This is a genomic window from Kitasatospora sp. NPDC036993 (assembly GCF_055607525.1).
The window spans coordinates 635285-656119 of sequence record NZ_JBVJRP010000002.1 but is presented as its reverse complement, the minus strand read 5'-3'; the positions used below and the strand labels follow the sequence as shown (position 1 = coordinate 656119).

The following is a 20835-nucleotide window of genomic DNA, read 5'->3' as shown; positions in this document are numbered from 1 at the left end:
GTCCGCGTCCCTGCCCGTCCGTGCTCCGCTGTGGTGCGCCGTCCCAGCCCGAAGACCGCCCACCGCGGGGCCTGGCCCCGAGTGCGGCTGTGGCCGCGCGCCCCGTGAAGTTCCCGCCGAGTGGTGTGACGTCCGGGAGGCGGTTCCCCGGAGCGCCGTGTCCTGCGATCGGACCGGCACCTCCGCCGAGTGCGGTCCGTGTGACGCGTGATGCTGATGTGACAGGAGCTAATTGTATAGACCGGCACCGACGGGGTGGGAGGCCAGCACCGCCACCGGCCCACCCACCGACGGCCCCGGGATCGCCTCCGGCTGGAGGTCGCTCGCGGACAGCTTGGTGGGCAGGTCACGGCGCCGCTTCACGTTCAACTTCCGGTAGATGCGGGTGAGGTGCTGCTCGACCGTGCTCACCGTGACGTACAGCTTGGCGGCGATCTCCCGGTTGGTGTGGCCGTGCGCGGCGAGCATCGCCACCCGGCTCTCCGCCTCGGTCAGCGAGGCGGTGTCCTGCTGCGGCACGGGCTCGTGGACCGGCACGTCGAACTCGCCGTCCCCGTCCGCGTAGCCCGGGATCAGCTGACGGTACAGCGGCTCCGCGCCGGAGGCCTTGGCCACGTGCCAGGCCTTGCGCACCAGCATCCGGGCCCGGTTGACGTTGTCGAGCGAGCGGTACGCCCGGCCCAGCTCCGCCAGCGTGAGCGCCAGCTGCACCCGGTCGCCGCCGTCCTCCAGCAGCTCCGCCGCGTCGTGCAGGTGCTGGAGCCCGTGCCGCCCGCCGGTCGCCGAGCCGAGCACCCGCAGGGTGACCCCGCGCAGCTGCTCGGGGCTGCGGGCGAGCTGCTCCTCGGCCAGTTCGCGGGCCTTGTCGGCCCGGCCGAGCGCCAGCCAGGTCTCCGCCGCGTCCAGCCGCCACGGCACCAGCTCGGGGACGTCGCAGCCCCACTCCTCCATCAGCTGCCCGCAGCCGAGGAAGTCCTCCAGCGCCACGTGGTAGCGGCCCATCGCGAGGTTCCAGCGGCCCCGGGCACGGCGGTAGTGCAGGCCGGGCAGCGTCCGGTCGAAGGACTTGGGCATGGCCCAGCCGAGCAGGGTGCGCGCCTCCTCGTACCCGCCCATGCCGGTGTGCGCCTGGACCAGGGTGGCCAGCGGCAGGCAGGAGCCGAGGCCCCAGCTCTTCGGGCTCATCCGGGACAGCGCCCACTCGGCGTGCCGCCGCGCCGCGGGCAGGTCGCCCTGGCGCAGCGCGATCTCGGCCCGCACCGACATCAGCAGGGCCTGCCAGACCGGTGCGTGACGGTCCGCCGACTCGGTCAGCAGCCGCTCGCACCAGGGCTGGGCGAGGTCGAGGCGGTCCGTGTAGACCAGCGCCCACAGCGCGAAGACCAGCGGCTGGATGAAGCCGTCGTTGAGCTGGTAGCGCTGGAGCACCCGGGTCGCCTCGGACACCGCGTCGGCGCGCCGGCCCTGCGCGGACAGTGCCGCGGTGACCGCCCAGGCGGTGTGCCGGTGCGCGGTGTCCGCGGCGCCGGCGATGGCGTCGCCGGCGCCCGCCGGGGTCCGCAGGCCGTCCGGCATGCGCAGCGACGGGCTGAGCATGGCCAGCCAGTGCCGGGCGGTGGTGAGCGCGGTGCGCTCCTCGTCGCCGGACCAGTCGGGGTGCTGCTCCAGGGTGTCCAGCAGCCCGGCCGCCTTGCCCAGCCGGCCGGACCAGGCCAGGTAGGCGACGGTGACGACGAGGTCGCTGGTGGACAGCTGCCCGGCCGTCGCGTCCGCCTCCGCGGCCGTGCCCGGCAGGAGCTGCGCGACCTGCACGTCGACGTCCGCCGGATTGGCCCGCCAGGTCACCCCGGCCAGCTTCACCTTGAGCGAGGCACGCAGCTGGTCGTCCTGCGAGGACTCCTGGGCCAGGGCCAGGGCGTGCCGGGCGAACTCCGTGTCGCCGTCGGCGAGCGCGTACTCGGCCGCCTCCTGGAGCACCGGCACCGTCCACGCCGCGCCGGGCCCGCCCGCCGCCACCAGGTGGCGGGCCACCTCGGGCGCCGCGAAGCCGTACGCGTAGAACATCTCGGCGGCCCGGGTGCGCAGCGCGGTCACGGCCGCGGCGGGCATGGCGTCCAGGACCAGGGCGCCGGCCCGCGGGTCGCGGAAGGCGCCCTGGTGCAGCAGACCGCTGCGGGAGAGGTCAGCCGCCGCCTTCTCGACGGTCTTGCCGGGGATGTCGAGCAGCTGCGCCACGAACTTCGGGGTGCCGGCCTCGCCGAGCACCGCCATGCCCCGGGCGACGGCCGGAGCCTCGGGCCCGAGCCGGCGCAGGCAGTCGATGACGGCCTGGGCGTAGTGCTCGCCGCGTACGACGGACGGCGTGGACTCGCCGGCCTCGACCGCCGTCAGGTGGTCCTCGATCAGCCCCCGCAGCAGCAGCGGGCTGCCGCCGGTGAGGTCGTGGAACCCGGCCGCGTGCGCGGCCGCGGCCGCCGGCGGGAGGAACTCCTCCAGCAGTTCGGCGGTGCCGGCCGGCGACAGCAGCCTGATCCGCAGCCGGGTGCAGTGCGGCAGGTGTGCGAGCTCGGCGTGCAGGTTGCGCTGCTCGGGCCCGGGCCGGGCCGGCTCGCTGAGCACGACCAGGACGCGGGCGTGCCTGATCCGCCGGATCAGGTAGAGCAGGAAGCGCAGTGACGCCGGATCACTGGCGTGGACGTCGTCGACGGCGATGACGAGCGGCTGCTCCTTCGCCGTGCCGAGCAGCAGCGTGACCAGCTTCGGCATCGCCAGCATCTGCTCGTGGGCCTCGGGTTCGGCCCCGGCCTCGTCCAGCAGCCGGGTCGCCTCCGCACGGGCGGAGGAGGTCAGCGGCGCGCTCTCGAAGATCCGCCGCGCCAGGGCGAACGGCAGGGCGCTCTCGGCCGGGTCTCCCGTGCAGTCCAGCAGGACCGCCCCACCCGCCGGCGCCGTGTCGCCGAAGTCCGTCAGCAGCGCGGTCTTCCCGCTCGCCACCGGGCCGCTGAGCAGGGCCACGCGTCCCCGGCCCTGCCGCGCGCCGGCCAGGAGCTTCCCCAACAGCGCGAGTTGTTCTGTACGTTCCGATATTTGAGTGGCCAAATGTCTCACTCTCCCCCGAGAGTCCGGCCTCCGCCCGCCTGGCAGACCGTCCGGAATGCATTGTGGAACACCGCGCGAAGGCGGTCGTCGAGCTATGGATTCGGTGCCGCGCCGGTGGTCAGCCGAGACAGCCGGCCACGATCCGCACCACGTCGTCGGCGTGGTCGCCGAGGAAGAAGTGGCCGCCCGGAAAGGTGTGCAGGGCGAAGCCTCCGCTGGTGTGGTCCTGCCACGCCGCCGCCTCCGTCGCGGAGGTGCGCGGGTCGGCGTCGCCGGTGAGCACGGTGATCGGTGCGCGGGTGCTCGCGCCCGGCTCCGCCCGGTAGGTCTCCACCGCCGTGTAGTCGCCGCGGATCGCCGGCAGGGCCATCCGCATCAGTTCCTCGTCCGCCAGCAGGCGGGCGTCGGTGCCGCTCAGCAGCCGCATCTCCGCGATGACCCCGTCGTCGTCGCGGGTGTGCACGGACTCCTCGCGGTGCGTGGACGGCGCCCGCCGGCCGGAGGCTACGACGTGCAGCGGGCCGGTGTGGCCGTCCTGCTCCAGCCGCCTGGCCACCTCGAAGGCGAGCATCGCGCCGAAGCTGTGGCCGAACAGCACCAGCGGAAGGTCCAGGTGGCCCTTCAGCTCGGCCGCGATCGCGTCCGCCAGCTCACCGACGTCGGTGATGCAGGGTTCGGCCCGGCGGTCCTGTCGGCCCGGGTACTGGACGGCGATCACATCGGCACGCGGGGTTAGTGTCCGGGACATCGGGAAGTAGTACGAAGCGGATCCACCCGCGTGCGGGAGACACACCAACCGTGCCTCGGCGCCCTGAGTGGGGTGGAATCGGATCAGCCACGGGCTATTTGTTGTCTGTTCAATCATACTTACACGCCGCCTTCAAGTCGTGCACGGTTCATGCATGGCCATCCGCCTGATTCGTGGAGATCCCCCGGTCATGGGGCTCGACAGTAGTCGAGACGCTACTAGGGGTCTCTGCTGTGGCATGTTAGACAGTGGGGGGAAAGTAGGGGGTACCCCTTACTTTTTGTGCTGTGCGTGACACGCGCCGATCTCGCTCCGTGTCGGAACTGCCCGGTCTGCACCGGTTCAATCGGTGCCGAATGACCCTGATGAGCCCCTGTCCCGACAGGCTCCGTCCAGCCGCTTTTTGTTGCAGGTTTAACGGAAAGTTCCATTCCGCTTGGTGCTCGCACCGCGGCACCCGACCCCCTCCCGCCCTCGTCGCCTGAGGTCCCCGCCCGATGGCGGTCCCGATCATGCCAATCGGGGCGGGTCGCGGGTGGCGGTGGTGCGGAAGTGACTCCGGTGGTCCCGCGAGGTGGATGGGCCGGATGGGGCCGGTGGGGCCCGCTGGTGACCGCGGGTGACCGGCATCGGCGTCCGGCTGTGGGGAAAGTCACCTCCCCCTGTGCGCGGCTCCCGGCGCGTCCCTGCGGCCGCCCGCACCCGGCCGGACCGGCGGCTTTCCCCTTCGCCGCCGGGCGGTGAGCGGACGTCGGCGCTGTCGTGCAGAGGTCGTGTGGCCTGGCGTCGGGGGTTCTGTCGAGGTTCGGTGGAGGTGGCCGGCCGCCGGCGTGGCGCGCGGTGCGGGCGGGTCGGCGGGGGGCGTCCGGCGGAGGCGGCGGAGGCGGGCGCGGGGAGCCGTGCGGGCGCCGCAGCCGGCGGAGGCGGGGCGTGCCGGACGGCCGCCGGGTGGTGCGCCCGGGTCGGCGGTCGGCGCTGGGCGGTGTTCTCGGTGCCGCCGTGCGGTGTGGTCCGGTGGGAGGGGGGCGGCGGCCCTGTCGCGGGTGCGCTCCCGGTGAACCGGGAACCGTCCGGTGCCCCGGCTCCGCGGCCGGGCCTGTCGGGCGCCGTCGCGGGGAGTGCCACGCGGGCGCAATTCCCGGCCATCAAGTTGGCCGGAAACGATCACCGCATTCGGGAATTGCCGTTCTTCACGAAAACCGCGCCACCGGTTTGCGGAGAAGGGGTGGGGGCCACGGAACCCGCCGGGATTCCACCCGGCCGGGACCACTCCCGTCACCGGGGGCGCAATCGCGAGCCGGTCACCGCCCTCCGGGTAAACCGCCCTGGGCACTGTACCGTGATTTCGTCACGCTTGGTAACGGAATTCGCCGGGTGGCCTTCTTGTGCCGGCGGTGGATTCCGGCACGTGGGATCCGCTCTGACCGCCGCGGACCCGACAAGAATGTGCAGGACAGACGCGGGTCGGCGGGGTCCGGGCAGGCCCGGGCCGGGCCGGCGGGCCGGCCTCGGCGGCGCGGCGCCCGGCCCGGTGGCCTGTGCGGAGCGTTACGACAGCTCGGCGCTGAGTCGGCGGGCCAGCGCGCGGGCGTGGTCGGCGGCGGCCGGTCCGCGGGCCGGATCGGCGGCCTCGGAGAGGAACACCAGCGCCAGCATCAGCGCGGCGTCCAGCCGGCAGACCAGCAGGCACGGGTCGTCCTCGTCCGGGACGGGGGCGAGGCTCGCGTAACCGGCGCGGACCGCCGCCAGGTCGATCCCGTTCTCCGGATGGCGGGCGTACTCGGCGAGCCGGCCGAACTCCACGGCCGGGGAGCCGAGCAGGGCGTTCGACCAGTCCAGCAGTGCGGTGGTCCGTCCCCGGTCGCGGCGGATGTTGGCGTCGCGGACGTCGAGGTGGAGCAGGCTGTCCTCGGTGAGGCCGGCCAGGTGCCGGGCGAACAGCGCGGCGTCCGGGGCCTCGGGCCAGCCCTCCGCGCGGCGGGCGATCCCGGCCCAGCGGCGGGCCATCCGGGCGGCGATCACCCCGGCCGTGCCGCCGCCCTCCGCGGCGACCGGCCGCAGCCGGGGCGGCGGCACCCGGTGCAGCCGGGCGAGCAGCCGCCCCAGGCCGTGCGGGTCGAGCGGGGACCCGTCGTCCGGGACGAAGTCGCTGAGCAGCACGTCCGGGGCGCCGGGGTCGTCGGCGAGGACCAGCTCCCGGGCCCGGGCGACCGGCAGGCCGTGCTCGGCCAGGTGCCGCAGGACGGCGTACTCCTGGACGAGCAGGGCCCGGGTGTCCACGTGCGGGTCGTTGGCGTTCGTGTCGAACCGGCGGTGCGCGAGCCGGACGGCGACCGGCCCGCCGTCCGGCCCCACGGCCCGGAAGACGGTGAACTCCAGCCCCTTGCCGACGAGTTCAAGGCCGCTCAGGCCGCGCTGCGCGACCAGCCCGTCCAGCGGGGCGAAACGCTCGTTCATGGGCATCCTCGGGAGTCCTGGGCCGGCCGGAGGGGCCCGACAGTGCTTGCTACCCCGGGAGCTGACCGCGCGTCAAGCCGGGACCGCCCCGACCAAGGACAGCATTGTCGGAGCCGCGCAGGCCCTCCGCCGCGAGCAGGGCGGCCAGCCCGTCCAGGCCCCGGTCGAGGGTGGCCGGGTCGACCTGGCTGACGGAGAGCCGGAGTCGGTGCTCCCCGCCCGCGCCCGGATAGAAGTGCGACATCGGGGTCCAGATCACCCCGTACTCGGAGGCCGAGCGCTCCAGCAGCGCGTCGTCCACCACGCACGGCACCGTGAGCACCAGGAAGAACCCGCCGCGCGGCTCGTTCCAGGTCACCCCGCCGCCGGGCGGGAAGCGCCGGGCCAGGCCCTCCAGCACCAGTGCGAGGTTGCGCCGGTAGAGCGCGGCCGCCCCGGTGTTGGCGGCCCGCAGGCTGTGGCCGTGCTCCAGCAGCGCGCCGCCGATCACGGCCTGGGCGATCGGCGAGGTGTTCACCGTGGTCATGCTCTTGACCATGCCGAGCAGGTCCGCGAACAGCGCGGTGCCGCCCCGGCCGTCCGCCACCAGCTGGTCCGCCACCACGTACCCGACCCGGGCGCCCGGCAGGGCGGTCTTGGCGAAGGAGCCGAGGTGCACCACCCGGCGTCCGGTGTCCAGCGCCTTGAGCGAGGGCAGCCGCTCGTCGCCCGCGAAGACGCCGTACGGGTTGTCCTCCAGCAGCAGGAAGTCCTCCTCGGCGGCCAACTCCAGCAGTTCCCGGCGCAGTTCCAGCGGCAGGCTGGCCCCGCTCGGGTTGGCCACGTCCGGCACCAGGTAGAGCGCCCGCGGGCGCAGCCCCTCGGCCCTCGCGGCGGCCAGCCGGCGGCGCAGGTCGGCGAGATCGACGCCGTCCGGGCCGTCGGCCACCGCCAGGACCGGGAGGTCGGCCAGCAGTGCCGCGCCGGTCAGCCCGACGTAGGTGGGGGAGACGGCCAGCACCACGTCCTCGGGGCCGCGGCGCAGCGCCCGCAGCACCAGGAACATCGCCTCCTGGCAGCCCACCGTCACCACGATCGACTCGGCGGGCACCGCGATGCCCTCGTCCACCGCGAGGTGGGCGGCGATCAGGTCGTGGATGATCCCCTTGGTCCGCCCGTACTGGAGCACCAGGCGCCGGGCCGCCTCCTCGGTGAGCCCGCGCTCGGTGCGCAGGTGCTCGACGTAGCGGTCCAGGTGGCGGTGGACGGCGGCCAGCTCGAAGTACTGCTCGGCCGGGCGGCCGGCCGCGAAGGAGACCGCCTCCGGGTAGCGGATGGAGATCTCGTTGAGCAGGTTCATCGAGGTCATCGCAGGATCGGCGAGGGACGGGTGCAGGCCGGTCAGCAGCAGGTCGTGCGGTGCGGCGGCGGTGGTCACGGGGTGCTCCAGGTGGGGCAGGCGAGGGTGGTGGTGCGCAGGTCGGCGGCGGCCCGCAGGCCGGCGCAGCCGGCGAGGCCGAGCGCGTGCCGCAGTTCGGCGGCGAGCAGGTCGAGGACCTCGGTGCAGCCCGCCTCGCCGCCGGCCGCCAGGCCCCAGATCAGCGGGCGGCCGAGCAGCACCCCGGACGCGCCGAGGGCCAGCGCGGTGAGCACGTCCGAGCCGCCGCGGATCCCGCTGTCCATCAGCACCTGGCAGTCCCGGCCGGCCAGTGCCTCGGCGACCGCGGGCAGGACCGTCAGCGCGGGCACCGCCCGGTCGAGCTGGCGGCCGCCGTGGTTGGAGACCACCACGGCGGCGGCGCCGAGCCCGGCGGCCCGTACGGCGTCCGCCGGGTCGAGCACGCCCTTGACCACCAGCGGCAGGTCGGTCCGGTCGCGCAGCCATTCCAGGTCGGCCCAGGTGACGCCGGGGGAGAGCAGTTCGGCGGTGTGGGCGGCCACCGCCGAGACGGCGGCGGTGGCCCGGTGCGCCCGCCCGGCGGCGCCGCCCTCCAGCAGCACGGCGCGGACGTCCTCGGGCAGCGCGAAGGCGTTCCTGGCGTCGCGCAGCCGGCGGCCCATGTACGGCACGTCGGCGGTGACCACCAGGGCCTCGCTGCCGGCCTCCTCGGCGGCCCCGACCAGGTCGAGCAGCCGGCCGCGGTCGCGCAGCCAGTACAGCTGGAACCAGAGCGTGGCCCCGGTCTTCGCCAGTTCCCCGAAGCCGACGCTGCTGAGCGTGCCGACGGTGAACGGCACGCCCGCGGCGGCCGCGGCGCGGGCCGAGGCCAGCTCGCCCTCGGGGTGGAACAGCCGGTGGTAGGCGACGGGCGCCACCGCCACCGGCAGGGCGGCCCGGCTGCGCACCAGGGTGGCGGCGGTGTCCCTGGTGGTGACGTCGGCCAGCACCCGGGGCACCAGGGCCACCCGGTCGAAGGCGGTCCGGTTGGCGGCGAGGGTCAGTTCGCGCTCGGCGCCGCCCTCCAGCCACTCCCAGACCTCGGGTGCGAGGACGGCCCTGGCGCGCTCGGCGTACTCCGTGACGCACAGTGCCGGGCGTCCGTCGGGCGGGCTGTCCGGGCTGTCCGGGCTGTCCGGGCCGGTCGGAGTGGCCGGGGCGGCCGGTGGAACGCTGCGGACGGACGCGCTCATCCGGCCACTTCGCTGGCGTTGCGCTGGAGTTCCACGGCCTCGTAGAGGGCGCGGATGTTGTTGCTGCCGAAGTTGCGGGCCCGGATGCGCTCGATCACCTCGAAGAAGAAGGTGTTCCGCGGGTGCCGGGAGCGGGTGAAGATCTGGAACAGCTGGCCGTCGTGGTCCTGGTCGACCAGCAGGCTCAGCTCGCGCAGCCGGTCGGTGGAGTGCCGCAGCGGGGTCAGCCGGCCGGGCAGCGCGTCGTAGTAGGTCTGCGGGGTGTGCAGGAACGGTACGCCGCGCTCGGCCATGGTGGAGACCGAGTGCACCGCGTCCCCGGCGGCGAAGGCGACGTGCTGCACCCCGGCGCCGCCGTGGCCGGCCAGGAAGGAGGCGATCTGACCGCCCGCGTCCGCGCCGAGCGGCTCGATCAGGGTGAGCGTGACGCTGTGGTCGGCGCTCTGCACGACCGCCGAGTCCATGCCGAGCGCGCCGACCTCGACCCGCTCCTCGAAGATCGTCCGGAAGCCGAAGACCTCGCGGTAGCGGCGCTCGGTGGAGCGCAGTTCACCGAACGGGACCAGGACCGCGAAGTGGTCGACGGAGCGCAGGCCGACCTCGCCGGCGCCGGTCAGCGGGGCCGGGTCCGGCAGGCCGGGGATGCGGCCGGCGCAGACCCCGGGGCCGCGCTCGATCAGGGTGTGCACGACGTCGCCGAACGCGTCGACCACGGCGGTGACGCAGCCGTCCTCGGCCTGCGGCGGGCGCAGCGCGGCGGCGCCGCGGTCGGTCAGGGTCCGGAACGCCCCGGCGGCGTCCGGCACCCGCAGGCCGAGGGCGGCCACGCCGTCGCCGTGCCGCTCCAGGTAGTCGGTGGCCGGGTGGCCGGCCGCCAGCGGCTGGGTGACCAGCAGCCGGATGCCGGCCTGGCCGACCAGCGCGGAGAGGCAGCGCTCGGCGGGCCCGCCGCGCTCGGTGGGCGGGACGAGCAGCTCGAAGCCGTACTCCGCGGTCAGCCGGGTGGTCTCGGCGGTGACGTCGGCGACGTGGAACTCGACGTGGTCCAGCTCGACGGGGATCGGGTTGGCGGGGATCGGGTTGGCGGGGGGAGAGGAACGGTCGGTCATCTGAGGAGCTCTCTCGTGAGGAGACGGGAGGGGCTGAGGGTGTTCAGGTGAACGGGAGGGTGTGCGGGCGGGACGGGGACGTGAGGGCGGGCCGGGCGGGCCGGAGCCGGTTCAGCTGGGCTGGAGGTCCCTGGCGTCCTTCGGCTCGGCCTGGTCCCCGGGCCCGGCGCCGGCGCCGGCCGCGGCCTCCGGGGGCTCCGTCGGGGCCTCCGGCTTGCCGATCAGGTGGACGGCGGCGAGCAGCGCGCCGGCCACCATCACGCCCAGCACCACCCGGAAGTCCAGGGCGGCCACCAGGGCGGAGCCGACGCCGACGGCCAGCGCCTGCGGCGCGGTGAGCGAGAGGTTGACGGCCGCCTGGGCGCGCCCCATCAACCGCGGCGGGGTGGACGCCTGGGCGGCGGTGGCGAGCCCGACCAGGGCGGCCGGGATGCCCGCGCCCGCGATCACCAGGCCGGCCGACACCGCGTACAGCGACGGGGCGAGCAGCAGGACGGTCCCGAGGCCGAACACCGCCGACCCCGCCATGACCGTCCGGCGCGGCCCGAGCCGGCCGATCAGCAGTCCGCCGGCCACCGAACCGCCCAGCGCGCCGACGGCCTCGGTGGTCTCCAGCACGCCGAGGAACTGCGGTGAGCGGTGCAGTCCGTGCTGGGTCAGCGCGAACAGCACCGGCTGGAGCAGGCTCAGCGCGAAACCGGCGGCGGCGGTGGCCACCACCAGCGGGCGCAGGCCCACCGAGCCGCGCAGGTGGACGAAGCCGGCCAGCACCTCGGTCCGCCACCGCAGGCCCGAGGGCTCCGGTTCGGCCTCCTCCACCCGCAGGGTGAGGAAGCTCAGGGCCGCCAGCAGCAGCACGCCGAGGTCGGCCATCGCGACCACGTGCCCGCCGAACCAGCCGTAGAGCCCGGATCCGAGCAGCGGCGCCACCAGGGTGGTGCCGGCCCGGGCGCTCTGGGTCAGCCCGGCCGCCGCCCCGAAATCCTGACGTTCCGTCAGAATGCCGCGCAGCAGCGCACTCTGCGCCGGGGCCAGGACGGCCCCGGCCAGACCGCAGACCGTGGCGGTGCCGTAGATGATCCAGACCGTGCCCGGGCCGTCGACCAGCAGCAGCGGCAGCAGCGACACCGCCACCGCCAGGTTCACCCCGACCAGCAGCGGCTTGCGGCGGACCCGGTCGGCGAGCAGACCGCCCAGCGGAAGCAGCAGCAGGGGCGCGGAGAAGCAGAACAGCACCAGGCCGGCGGCGGAGTTGCTGCCGGTCAGCACCTTGGCCCAGATGCCGAGGGCGATGGAGAGGGCGCTGTCGCCGAGGACGGACAGGGTCTGCCCGACGAGGTAGCGCCGGAACTCCGGGCGGGCCAACAGCGGGTGCATGGCGGTTCCTTCGCTGCGCCGACGGCGCTTCGGGGTGTGCGGGGGTGCTCGGAGCGCCGGGGCACTCGGGGTGCTCGGAGCGCTCGGGGCGCCGGACGGTCAGGGCGCGGCGGGGTGGGCCGGGGCGAGCGGCGCGACGGCCGCGAAGCCCTCGATCACCGCGTCGTTGGCGTCCTTCTCGCCGACGGCGATCCGGACGCCCTGGCCGGGGTAGTAGCGGACGGCCACGCCCAGGCGCTCCAGCTCGGCGCGCAGCGGGGCGTGGTCGCCGGGGGCGTCCACCCACAGGAAGTTGGTGACGCTGGGCGCCACCGTCCAGCCGAGCCGCAGCAGTTCGGCCCCGGTGCGCTCCCGCTCCGCGGCGATGGCGGCGATCCGCCGCTCCACCTCGTCCCGGGCGGCGACGGCGGCGAGCAGGCCCGCCTCCTGGAGCCGGTTCACCGCGTACGGCACCTGGTGCTCCCGCACCCGCCGGGCCACGGACTCCGCCGCCAGCGCGTAGCCGATCCGCAGCGCGGCGATCCCGTGCGACTTGGACAGGGTGCGCAGCACCACCAGGTTCGGCCACTCGGCGATCCTGGCCGGCACGTCCGGGGCCTCCCAGCCCAGGGCGAAGTCGACGTACGCCTCGTCCAGCAGGATCAGCGCGGTGGCCGGCACCCGGCGGAAGAAGTCCGTCAGCTCGGCCCAGGAGTAGACCGTGCCGGTCGGGTTGTGCGGGTTGCACAGCACGACGATCCGGGTGCGCCCGTCCGTCCGCCCGGCCATCGCCGCCAGGTCGTGCCTGGCGTCGGGGCCGAGCGGGACCGGCCGGGCCTCGGCCCTGGTGATCCCGCAGAACAGCGGGTACGCGTCGAAGCAGGGCGCCGAGTGCACCACGTTGTCGCCGGGCTCGACCACGGTGTGGAAGAGGTCCAGCGCCACGCCCGCCGAGCCGTGGCCGACCACGACCTGCCCGGCCGGGACGCCCTGCCAGTCGGCGACGATCCCGGCGATCCGCTCCGGACGGAAGTCCGGGTAGCGGTGCAGGTCGGCGGTGGCCTCGGCGAGGGCGGCCGGCACCGAGGGCGGCGGCGGGTACGGGTGCTCGTTCTGCGCCAGCAGGTGTCTGGCGGCGGAGGCGGCGGCCATCAGTCGGCCTGGAGGACGTAGAGCCAGGAGGACGGGGTGGCCAGCGCCTCGACGCGCTCGATCCGCAGACCGGCGTCGGTGAACAGCGTCTCGTAGGTGTCCTTGGTGTGCAGCGGGACGCCCATCATCGCGTGCGCCAGCTCGAAGCCGACCGAGAAGACCGGCTGGGCGCCCTCGGAGGTGCCCGGGTCGCGCAGCATGGTGTCGCCGAGGACGAAGGTGCGGGCCTTCGGGAACGCCTCCCGCATCCGGGTGAAGATCGAGGAGCGGGTGGTCGGGTCGGCCAGCAGGTCGTGCAGCAGGAAGAAGCTCATCACGGTGTCGACCTCGGCCACCTCGGCGGCCTCGGCGTCGTTGTCGATCTGGGTGCCGAGCAGGCCCAGCACGTCCGCGCGGACGGCGGTGACCCGGTCCAGCATCCCGGCCTCGGCGATGTCGCGGCGGGCGATGTCGGTGGCCGGGCGGCTGATGTCGATGCCCAGGCCCCGGGTGCCAGGGCGCTGCGAGACCACCCGGCGCACCCGGGCGGAGGTGCCCGAGCCCAGGTCGGCGATGGTGCGGAAGTCGATGCCGCTCAGCACGTCGGTCAGCTGCGCGGCGAACATCGACTGGTCGCACTGGGCCGAGCCGAGGGCGACCATCGCCTCGTCGCGGAGGACGTCCTCGCCGTAGCGGTGGGTGCCGGTGCTCAGGTGGCCGGCCCGGCCGAACACGTCGTGGTAGCCGCCGACGGCCCAGGTGAAGTACCCGCGCGCGGCGGCGATCTCCGTCCCCGCCTCGGTGGGCAGGTAGGTGTCGCCGTCGGCCTTGAGGTAGCCGTAGTCGGTGGCGGCGCGCAGTACGGCCTCGGTGCGGGCGGTGTCACCGGTGCCGGCGGTGGCCTCGGCGGCGGAGAGCGGCTCGCCGCGGCCGATCCGCTCCAGCAGGCCGATCCGGTCCAGGGCGAAGATCACGTTCGCGGCGATGAAGCCGTTGTAGGCGTCGGTCGAGGTGATCGGCGCCGGGGTGATGCCGCGCCAGGTGTCGGGGATGGCCGCAGTGGTCATGGTGGGGTCCGTTTCTCCGTGGGCGGGCCGGGTGCGGCCCGCGTGGTGTGCGCAGGGTCGGTCGCCTGCGGTCGGTGGGAGCGGGGAGCGGGGAGCGGGGAGTGGCGAGCGGGTGGGACGGGTGGGGCGGAGGGGTCAGGGCGTCAGGCGGGCGGCGAGCACCGGGCCGATGACGGCGAGCGCCTCGGAGCCGGTCATCGCGCCGTGGGTGCTCGGCACCTCGTGGATGTCGAGCCGGCCGCCCAGGTGCGGGCGCCAGCTCTCGGGGTCGGGGGCGTCGGCCGGCCGGTCCTTGGCGGCGGTGAAGAACACCGCGCCGCCGTCGTAGCCGGGCAGCGGGAGCGTGTGGGACAGCTCGGCGTTGGCCTGGAAGACGGCGACCACCCGGGCCACCCCGGCGCCGCTGAGACCGGCGAGCGGGCCCTCGCCGTCCCGGACGAGCGCCGCGTAGCCGTCCTCGTCCGCGGGCCAGGCGGCGGTCTCCCCGGCCGGGTGGCCGAGCGAGTCGAGGATCACCGCGAGCTGCGCCGGGTCGTCCCGCCACCGCTCGGGCCCCGGCTCGCCGGTGCCCGGGTAGGCGTCCAGCAGGGCCAGCAGCCGTACCTCCTCGCCCTGTTCGCGCAGCAGTGCCGCGATCGCGTGGGCGACGGTCCCGCCGAAGGACCAGCCGAGCAGGGCGTACGGGCCCTCGGGGCGGACGGCGCGGATCTGCGCGAGGTGGGTCCTGGCCAGCTCCTCCACCGAGGCCGGGCGGGCGGCCGGATCGGCCAGGCCGGGGGCCTGGAGGCCGTAGATCGGCTGCTCGGCGTCGAGGTGGCGCAGCAGCCCGGTGTACACCCAGCTGATGCCGGCGGCCGGGTGGACGCAGAACAGCGGCGGGCGCGAGCCCCGGGTGCGGATCGGCAGCAGGACGGGGAAGCTCTCGGCGGCCGGTCCCAGGGCGAGCCGCTCGGCCAGCAGGGCGACGGTCGGTGCCTCGAACAGCGCGCGGACGCCGATCCCCTCGCCCTCGCCGAGCAGTTCGCGCAGGCCCGCGACCAGCCGGCCGGCCAGCAGCGAGTGCCCGCCCAGCTCGAAGAAGTTGTCGTCCACGCCGACCCTGTCCAGCCCGAGGACGTCGGCGAACAGGCCGCAGAGCAGTTCCTCCCGGGGCGTGGCGGGTATCCGGCCGGAGCCGGGCCAGGCGGTGTCGGGGGCGGGCAGGGCGGTGCGGTCGACCTTGCCGTTGGCGGTCAGCGGCAGGGCGTCGAGGGCGACGACGGCGGAGGGGACCATGTAGTCGGGCAGGGTCCCGCCGACGTGGCGGCGCAGGGCGGCCGGGTCGAGCGTCCGGCCGGGGCGGGGGACGGCGTAGGCGACGAGCCGGCGGTCGCCGGGGCGGTCCTCGCGGACCAGCGCGAACGCCTGTGCCAGGTCGGGGTGCCGGGCGAGTACGGCCTCGATCTCGCCGGGTTCGATCCGGAAGCCCCGGACCTTGACCTGGTGGTCGGTGCGGCCGAGGTAGTCCAGCACACCGTCGGCGGTCCGGCGGGCGAGGTCCCCGGTGCGGTACATCCGGCTGCCGGGGGCCCCGTACGGGTCGGCGGTGAAGCGCTCGGCGGTGAGGCCGGGGCGGCCGAGGTAGCCGCGGGCGAGGCCGGCGCCGGCGATGTACAGCTCGCCGACCACCCCGGCGGGGACCGGCTGGAGGCCCGGATCGAGCACGTACAGACGGGTGTCGGCCACGGGACGGCCCATCGGCGGGGTGGTCCGGCCGTGCAGCGGGCCGCTCATGCTGGCGCACACGGTGGACTCGGTGGGGCCGTAGGCGTTGACCATCCGCACCCGGGCCGACCACTGCCCGACCAGGTCGGGCGGGCAGGCCTCGCCGGCCACCACCAGGGTGGTGCCCAGGGGCAGCGCGTCCGGGGGCAGCACGGCGAGGGCGGTGGGCGGCAGGGTGAGGTGGGTGACGCCCTGGTCGGCGATCAGCTCCACCAGGGCGGGGCCGGGCAGGAGCCGGTCGGCGTCGGCGAGGACGGCGCGGGCGCCGGTGAGCAGGGCCATGCCCAGCTCCCAGACGGCCGCGTCGAAGGACGGCGAGGCGAACAGCAGCACCCGGCTGTCCGGGGTGACGGCCAGGCCCTCGCGCTGGCTCTCCACCATGCTCGCGAGGCCGGAGTGGGTGACCAGCACGCCCTTGGGACGGCCGGTGGACCCCGAGGTGTGGATGACGTACGCGGCCGAGTCCGGGGTGATCGCGGTTCCGGTGAGGTCGTGCGCCGGGTGGCCGGAGGCGTCCAGGTCCTCGATCAGCAGCCGGGGGACGGTGCTGCCGGCCGGCAGGCAGCCGGTCAGCGCCCTGCTGGTGAGGACGAGCGCGGGCCGGGCGTCGTCCAGCATGTGGGCGAGCCGGTCGGCCGGGTACCGCGGGTCCAACGGCTGGAAGACCGCGCCGGCCTTGAGCACCGCGAGCTGGGCGACGATCAGCTCGATCGAGCGCTCCAGGGCGATCGCGACGAACCGCTCGGGGCCCGCGCCGTGCTCGACCAGCAGCCGGGCGAAGCGGTTGGCGCGCTCGTTCAGCTCGCCGTAACCGACCTGCTCGGAGCCGAAGGAGAGCGCGACGGCCTCCGGGTGGGCGGCGGCCCGCGCCTCGAACAGCGCCGGGAAGGTGGCGGGCGCGACCGGCCGGGCGGTGTCGTTCCACCCGTCGACCAGCTGCTCCCGCTCCTCGGGCGCCAGCACCTCCACCAGGCCCACCCGCTGGTCCGGATCGGCCAGCACCGCGCGCAGGGCGCGCTCGAAGCGGGCGGCCGTCGCCTCGGCGGTGGCCCGGTCGAACAGGTCGACGGCGTACTCCAGCGTCAGGCCCAGCCCGGCGGGCGCGCCGGCCGCGTCGAAGCTCTCGCCGAACGCGAAGGTCAGGTCGAACTTGGCGAGGCCGGAGTCCGGTTGCTCGACCCGGCCGGGCAGACCGCCGAGGCTGATCTCCCCGGCGTCGCCGCCCGAGGTCAGCATCACCTGGCAGAGCGGGTGCCGGGCGGTCGAGCGCACCGGGTTGAGCAGCTCGACCAGCCGCTCGAAGGGCACGTCCTGGTGCGCGAAGGCGTCCAGGGTGGCGACCCGGACGCGCTCCACCAGCTCCCGGAAGGTCGGGTCGCCGCTGGTGTCGGTGCGCAGCACCAGGGTGTTGACGAAGAAGCCGACCAGGTCGTCCAGCGCCTCGTCGGTGCGGCCGGCCACCACGGTGCCGATCGGCAGGTCGGTGCCCGCGCCGAGCCGGCCCAGGGTGGTGGCCAGGGCGGCCTGCATCACCATGAACACGCTGGCGCGGCTCCGCTGCGCCAACTCGACGAGCGCGGTGTGGAGTCCGGCGTCCATCCGGAGTTCCACGGTGGCGCCCCGGCGGCTCGGGGCGGCGGGGCGGCGGTGGTCGAAGGGGAGTGCCAGCTCCTCCGGGAGGTCGGCCAGGGCCTGCTGCCAGTAGGCGAGTTGGCCGGTCAGCAGCTCGCTCGGCCGTTCGTCGGTGCCGAGCAGCCGGTGCTGCCAGAGGGCGTAGTCGGCGTACTGCACCGGCAGCGGTGGCCAGTCGGGGGCGGTGCCGGCGCGGCGGGCCTGGTACGCGGCGGCGAGGTCGCGCAGCAGCGGGGCGACGGACCAGCCGTCGGTGGCGATGTGGTGCGTCAGGACCAGCAGGACGTGCTCGTCGCCCGGCAGGGAGAACAGGGTGGCGCGCACCGGCAGGTCGCGGGCGAGGTCGAAGACCTCCGCGCAGGCCTCGGCCAGGGCCGCCCCGAGTTCCTCCTCGCCGGCCACCGGCGCGGTGCGCAGCGGGAGTTCGGGGTGCTCCAGGAGCAGCTGGTGCGGCTGCCCGTCGGTGGTCGGGTAGACGGTGCGCAGCACCTCGTGGCGGTCGAGCACGTCCGTCAGCGCCGCCTGGAGGGCGGTGGTGTCGATCCGGCCGGCGAGCCGCAGGGCGCAGGGGGTGTTGTAGAGCGGACTCGGGCCCTCGAACTGGTCGATGAACCAGAGGCGTTGCTGTGCGGGGGAGAGCGGGACGCGGGCGGGCCGCCCGGTGGGCCGCAGGGCCGGGCGGGCGGTGCCGGGGGTGGGCAGCGCGGCGGCCAGCGCGGCCACGCTGGGGGCGTCGAACAGGGTCCGGACGGGCAGTTCGGTGCCGAGCGCGGTGCGGATGCGGCTGACCAGCTTGGTGGCGAGCAGGGAGTGGCCGCCCAGGTCGAAGAAGCTGTCGTCGATCCCGACCCCGGCCGACCCGAGGACGTCGGCGAAGAGTTCGCAGAGCACGCGCTCGGTGTCGGTGCGCGGGGCCCGGCGCTCGGCCGTCCCGGTGTAGTCGGGGGCGGGCAGGGTGCGGCGGTCGACCTTGCCGTTGGCGGTGACCGGCAGGGCGTCGAGGACGACCACGGCGGCCGGGAGCATGTAGCCGGGCAGGCTGTCGGCGACGGCGGCGCGCAGTTCGCCGGGCGTGGCCTTGCCGGTGGCGTACACCACGAGGCGCTTGTCGCCCGGCTGGTCCTCGCGGACCATCGCGAAGGCCTGGCCGACGGTGGGCAGGGCGGTGAACGCGGCCTCCACCTCGCCGAGTTCGATCCGGAAGCCGCGGATCTTGACCTGGTCGTCGGCGCGGCCGAGGAACTCCAGCACGCCGTCGGCGGTCCAGCGGGCGAGGTCTCCGGTGCGGTACATCCTGCCGCCGCTCTCGCCGAACGGGCAGGCGACGAAGCGTTCGGCGGTCAGGTCGGGGCGGCCGACGTAGCCGCGGGCCAGGCCGGCTCCGGCGATGTACAGCTCGCCCGCGACGCCGGCCGGCACCGGGCGCAGCCCGGCGTCCAGCACGTACAGCCTGGTGTTGGCCAGCGGTCGGCCGATCGGCACCACGGCGGGGACGGGATCGTTCGCGCCCATGGTGAAGGTGGTCTTGATGGCGGTGGTCTCGGTCGGCGCGTAGACCGCGAGCACGGAGGTGTCCGGGCAGGCCCGCAGGAGCCGGCGGACGGACTCCGGCGGCACGACGTCGCCGCCGGTCCACACCTGCCGGACCCGCCGGAAGGCGGCCGGGTTCTCGTCGGCCATCAGCCGCAGCAGCCCGGACGGGGCCTGGACCAGGGTCACCTCGTGGGCGGTGATGGTCCCGGCGAGGCGGCGGATGTCCAGTTCGCCGGGCTCGGCGAGGACGATCGCCCCGCCGGTGACCAGCGGCGCCCAGATCTCGGTGGTGGAGGCGTCGAAGGCGGTGGGCGAGTGGAGCAGCACGCGTTCGTGGTGGCCGGCCCTGAAGTGCGGGTTGCCCAGCAGGTCCACCACGTTGCGGTGGGTGACGGCGACGCCCTTGGGCACGCCGGTCGAGCCCGAGGTGTACATCACGTAGACCAGCTGGCCGGGCAGGACCGGTGTGGCGGGGTTGCCCGCCGCCGGGGCCCCGGCGAGCAGCGCCTCGGTGACCTCGACGGTGTCGAAGCCCTCGGTGGCGAGCACCGGATGCCCCTGGTGGGCCCGGTCGGTGAGCATGAGGGCGGTACGGGTGTCGGCGAGGATGTGCCGCAGCCGGTCCAGCGGGTAGCGGTCGTCCAGCGGGACGTAGGTGCCGCCCGCCTTGGCGATCGCCAGGACGGCGGTGAGCAGGGCGGCGGAGCGTTCCGTCAGCACCGCGACCGGCTGTTCGGTGGTCAGGCCGCGCTCCAGCAGCAGTGCGGCGAGCCGGTTGGCGCGGTCGTTCAGTTCGGCGTAGTCGAGCCGTTCGGTGTCGGAGACGACGGCCGGTGCGTCGGGGGTTGCGGCGGCCTGGGCCTCGAACAGCCGGGGCAGGCTCTGCTCGGTGACGGGCGCCACCGGTCCCTGCCAGCCGGTGAGCAGCTGTTCGCGCTCGGCCGGGTCGAGGATGTCGATGGCACCGATCGGCGCGTCCGGGGCGGCCACGGCGGCGCGCAGGACCCGCAGCAGCCGCTCGCCGAGGGCGGTCGCGGTGGCGTGGTCGAACAGGTCGGCCGCGTAGTCGACGGCGGCGCGCACCCCGAGGCAGCTGCCGTCGGCGGCGAGGCGTTCGACGAAGTTGAAGTTGAGGTCGAACTGGGCCTGGGCCTCGCCGACTTCGAGCGGGGTGCCGACCGCGGCGCCGAAGGCGAGGTCGCCGGCCTGTTCCGCGTTCAGGGTGACGACGGTCTGGAAGAGGGGGTGGCGGGCGGGGGTGCGGGTGGGGTTGAGGTGTTCGACGAGGCGTTCGAAGGGGATGTCCTGGTGGTCGTAGGCGTCCAGGTCGGTGCGGCGGATCCGGTCGAGGAGTTGGTGGAAGGTGGGGTCGCCGCTGGTGTCGGTGCGTAGGGGGAGGGTGTTGACGAAGAAGCCGACGAGGTCGTCGAGGGCTTCGTCGGTGCGGCCGGCGACGGGGGTGCCGAGGGGCAGGTCGGTGCCGGCGCCGAGGCGGGTGTAGAGGGTGGCGACGGCGGCCTGGAGGGCCATGAACAGGCTGGCGTTCCGTGCTGTCGCCAACGTGGTGAGCGCGCCGTGCAGTCCGGCGTCGATCCCGAAGTCGGCGGCGCCGCCGCGGCGGCTCGGCAGGGCCGGGCGCGGGCGGTCGTACGGGAGCGCCAGCTCCTCCGGTAGGCCGGACAACTCATGCTGCCAGTAGGCAAGTTGGGTGGAGACAACGCTCTCCGGGTCGTCCTCCTCGCCGAGCAGTTCGCGCTGCCAGAGGGTGTAGTCGGCGTACTGCACGGGCAGCGGTTCCCACTGCGGCGCGGTGCCGGCGGATCGGGCCCGGTAGGCCTCGGCGAGGTCGCGGAACAGCGGGGTGACCGACCAGCCGTCGCTGGCGATGTGGTGGGTGAGCAGCAGCAGGACGTGCTCGTCCGGTGCGGGCAGGGCGTACAGCCAGGCCCGGACCGGGAGGTCGGCGGCGAGGTCGAAGACCTGCCCGGCCGCCTCGCGCAGCAGCCGGGGCAGCTCGGCCTCGTCGGCCACCGGCACCCGGTGCAGCGGCGGGCGGCCCTCGGCGAGGATGTGCTGGTGGGGCCGGCCGTCGGTGGTCGGGAAGACGGTGCGCAGCACCTCGTGCCGGTCCACCACGTCCCCCAGTGCGCCTTCGAGGGCGGCGGCGTCGAGCGCACCGGTCAGCCGGAGGGCGAACGGGGTGTTGTAGAGGGCGCTCGGGCCCTCGAACTGCTCGATGAACCAGAGCCGCTGCTGGGCGAACGACAACGGGATCAAGGTCTGCCTCCGACTGGCGACGTACGGCTGCTGTGGCGGGTGGCTGCTCTGT

9 protein-coding genes and 1 pseudogene are annotated in these 20835 nt (G+C 75.0%); all 10 read right to left on the bottom strand.

Going from position 1 to position 20835, the window contains the following annotated elements; translation table 11 throughout:
- Positions 1–228: 228 nt before the first annotated feature.
- Positions 229–3108: a helix-turn-helix transcriptional regulator gene (locus ACZ7C5_RS06125; protein ID WP_401085248.1), complete on the bottom strand. Its 2880-nt coding sequence runs from the start codon at positions 3106–3108 to the stop codon at positions 229–231.
- A 109-nt stretch (positions 3109–3217) separates the two neighbouring features.
- On the bottom strand, positions 3218–3964 hold the full coding sequence (locus ACZ7C5_RS06120) for a thioesterase II family protein (protein WP_470322089.1): 747 nt from the start codon (positions 3962–3964) through the stop codon (positions 3218–3220).
- A 1431-nt stretch (positions 3965–5395) separates the two neighbouring features.
- Positions 5396–6304, bottom strand: coding sequence for a phosphotransferase family protein (locus ACZ7C5_RS06115; RefSeq protein ID WP_401085243.1), 909 nt, complete (start codon positions 6302–6304; stop codon positions 5396–5398).
- Positions 6305–6353: 49 nt separating this feature from the next.
- Positions 6354–7652 (bottom strand): aminotransferase class I/II-fold pyridoxal phosphate-dependent enzyme, encoded by a 1299-nt coding sequence (locus tag ACZ7C5_RS06110; protein ID WP_470322102.1) that lies wholly within the window; start codon positions 7650–7652, stop codon positions 6354–6356.
- A 65-nt stretch (positions 7653–7717) separates the two neighbouring features.
- Positions 7718–8914 (bottom strand): alpha-hydroxy acid oxidase, encoded by a 1197-nt coding sequence (locus ACZ7C5_RS06105; RefSeq protein WP_470322088.1) that lies wholly within the window; start codon positions 8912–8914, stop codon positions 7718–7720.
- Entirely contained in the window at positions 8911–10023 is a 1113-nt protein-coding gene (gene hppD / locus ACZ7C5_RS06100) for a 4-hydroxyphenylpyruvate dioxygenase (RefSeq protein WP_470322087.1), read from the bottom strand. Before hppD ends, ACZ7C5_RS06105 begins: the two co-directional genes overlap by 4 nt.
- Before the next feature lie 111 nt (positions 10024–10134).
- The gene (locus tag ACZ7C5_RS06095; RefSeq protein WP_470322086.1) at positions 10135–11400 is read right to left on the bottom strand and encodes an MFS transporter; all 1266 of its coding nucleotides are present in this window, start codon (positions 11398–11400) and stop codon (positions 10135–10137) included.
- 99 nt (positions 11401–11499) lie between these two features.
- A complete protein-coding gene (locus ACZ7C5_RS06090; protein WP_401085231.1) occupies positions 11500–12531 on the bottom strand; it encodes a pyridoxal phosphate-dependent aminotransferase in 1032 nt (343 codons plus the stop codon).
- Complete coding sequence (locus tag ACZ7C5_RS06085) at positions 12531–13577, bottom strand: SAM-dependent methyltransferase (RefSeq protein WP_401085229.1); 1047 nt, start codon at positions 13575–13577, stop codon at positions 12531–12533. Before ACZ7C5_RS06085 ends, ACZ7C5_RS06090 begins: the two co-directional genes overlap by 1 nt.
- 135 nt (positions 13578–13712) lie before the next feature.
- Positions 13713–20783 (bottom strand): annotated as a pseudogene (locus ACZ7C5_RS06080) (amino acid adenylation domain-containing protein); the annotation flags it as partial.
- Positions 20784–20835: the final 52 nt, after the last annotated feature.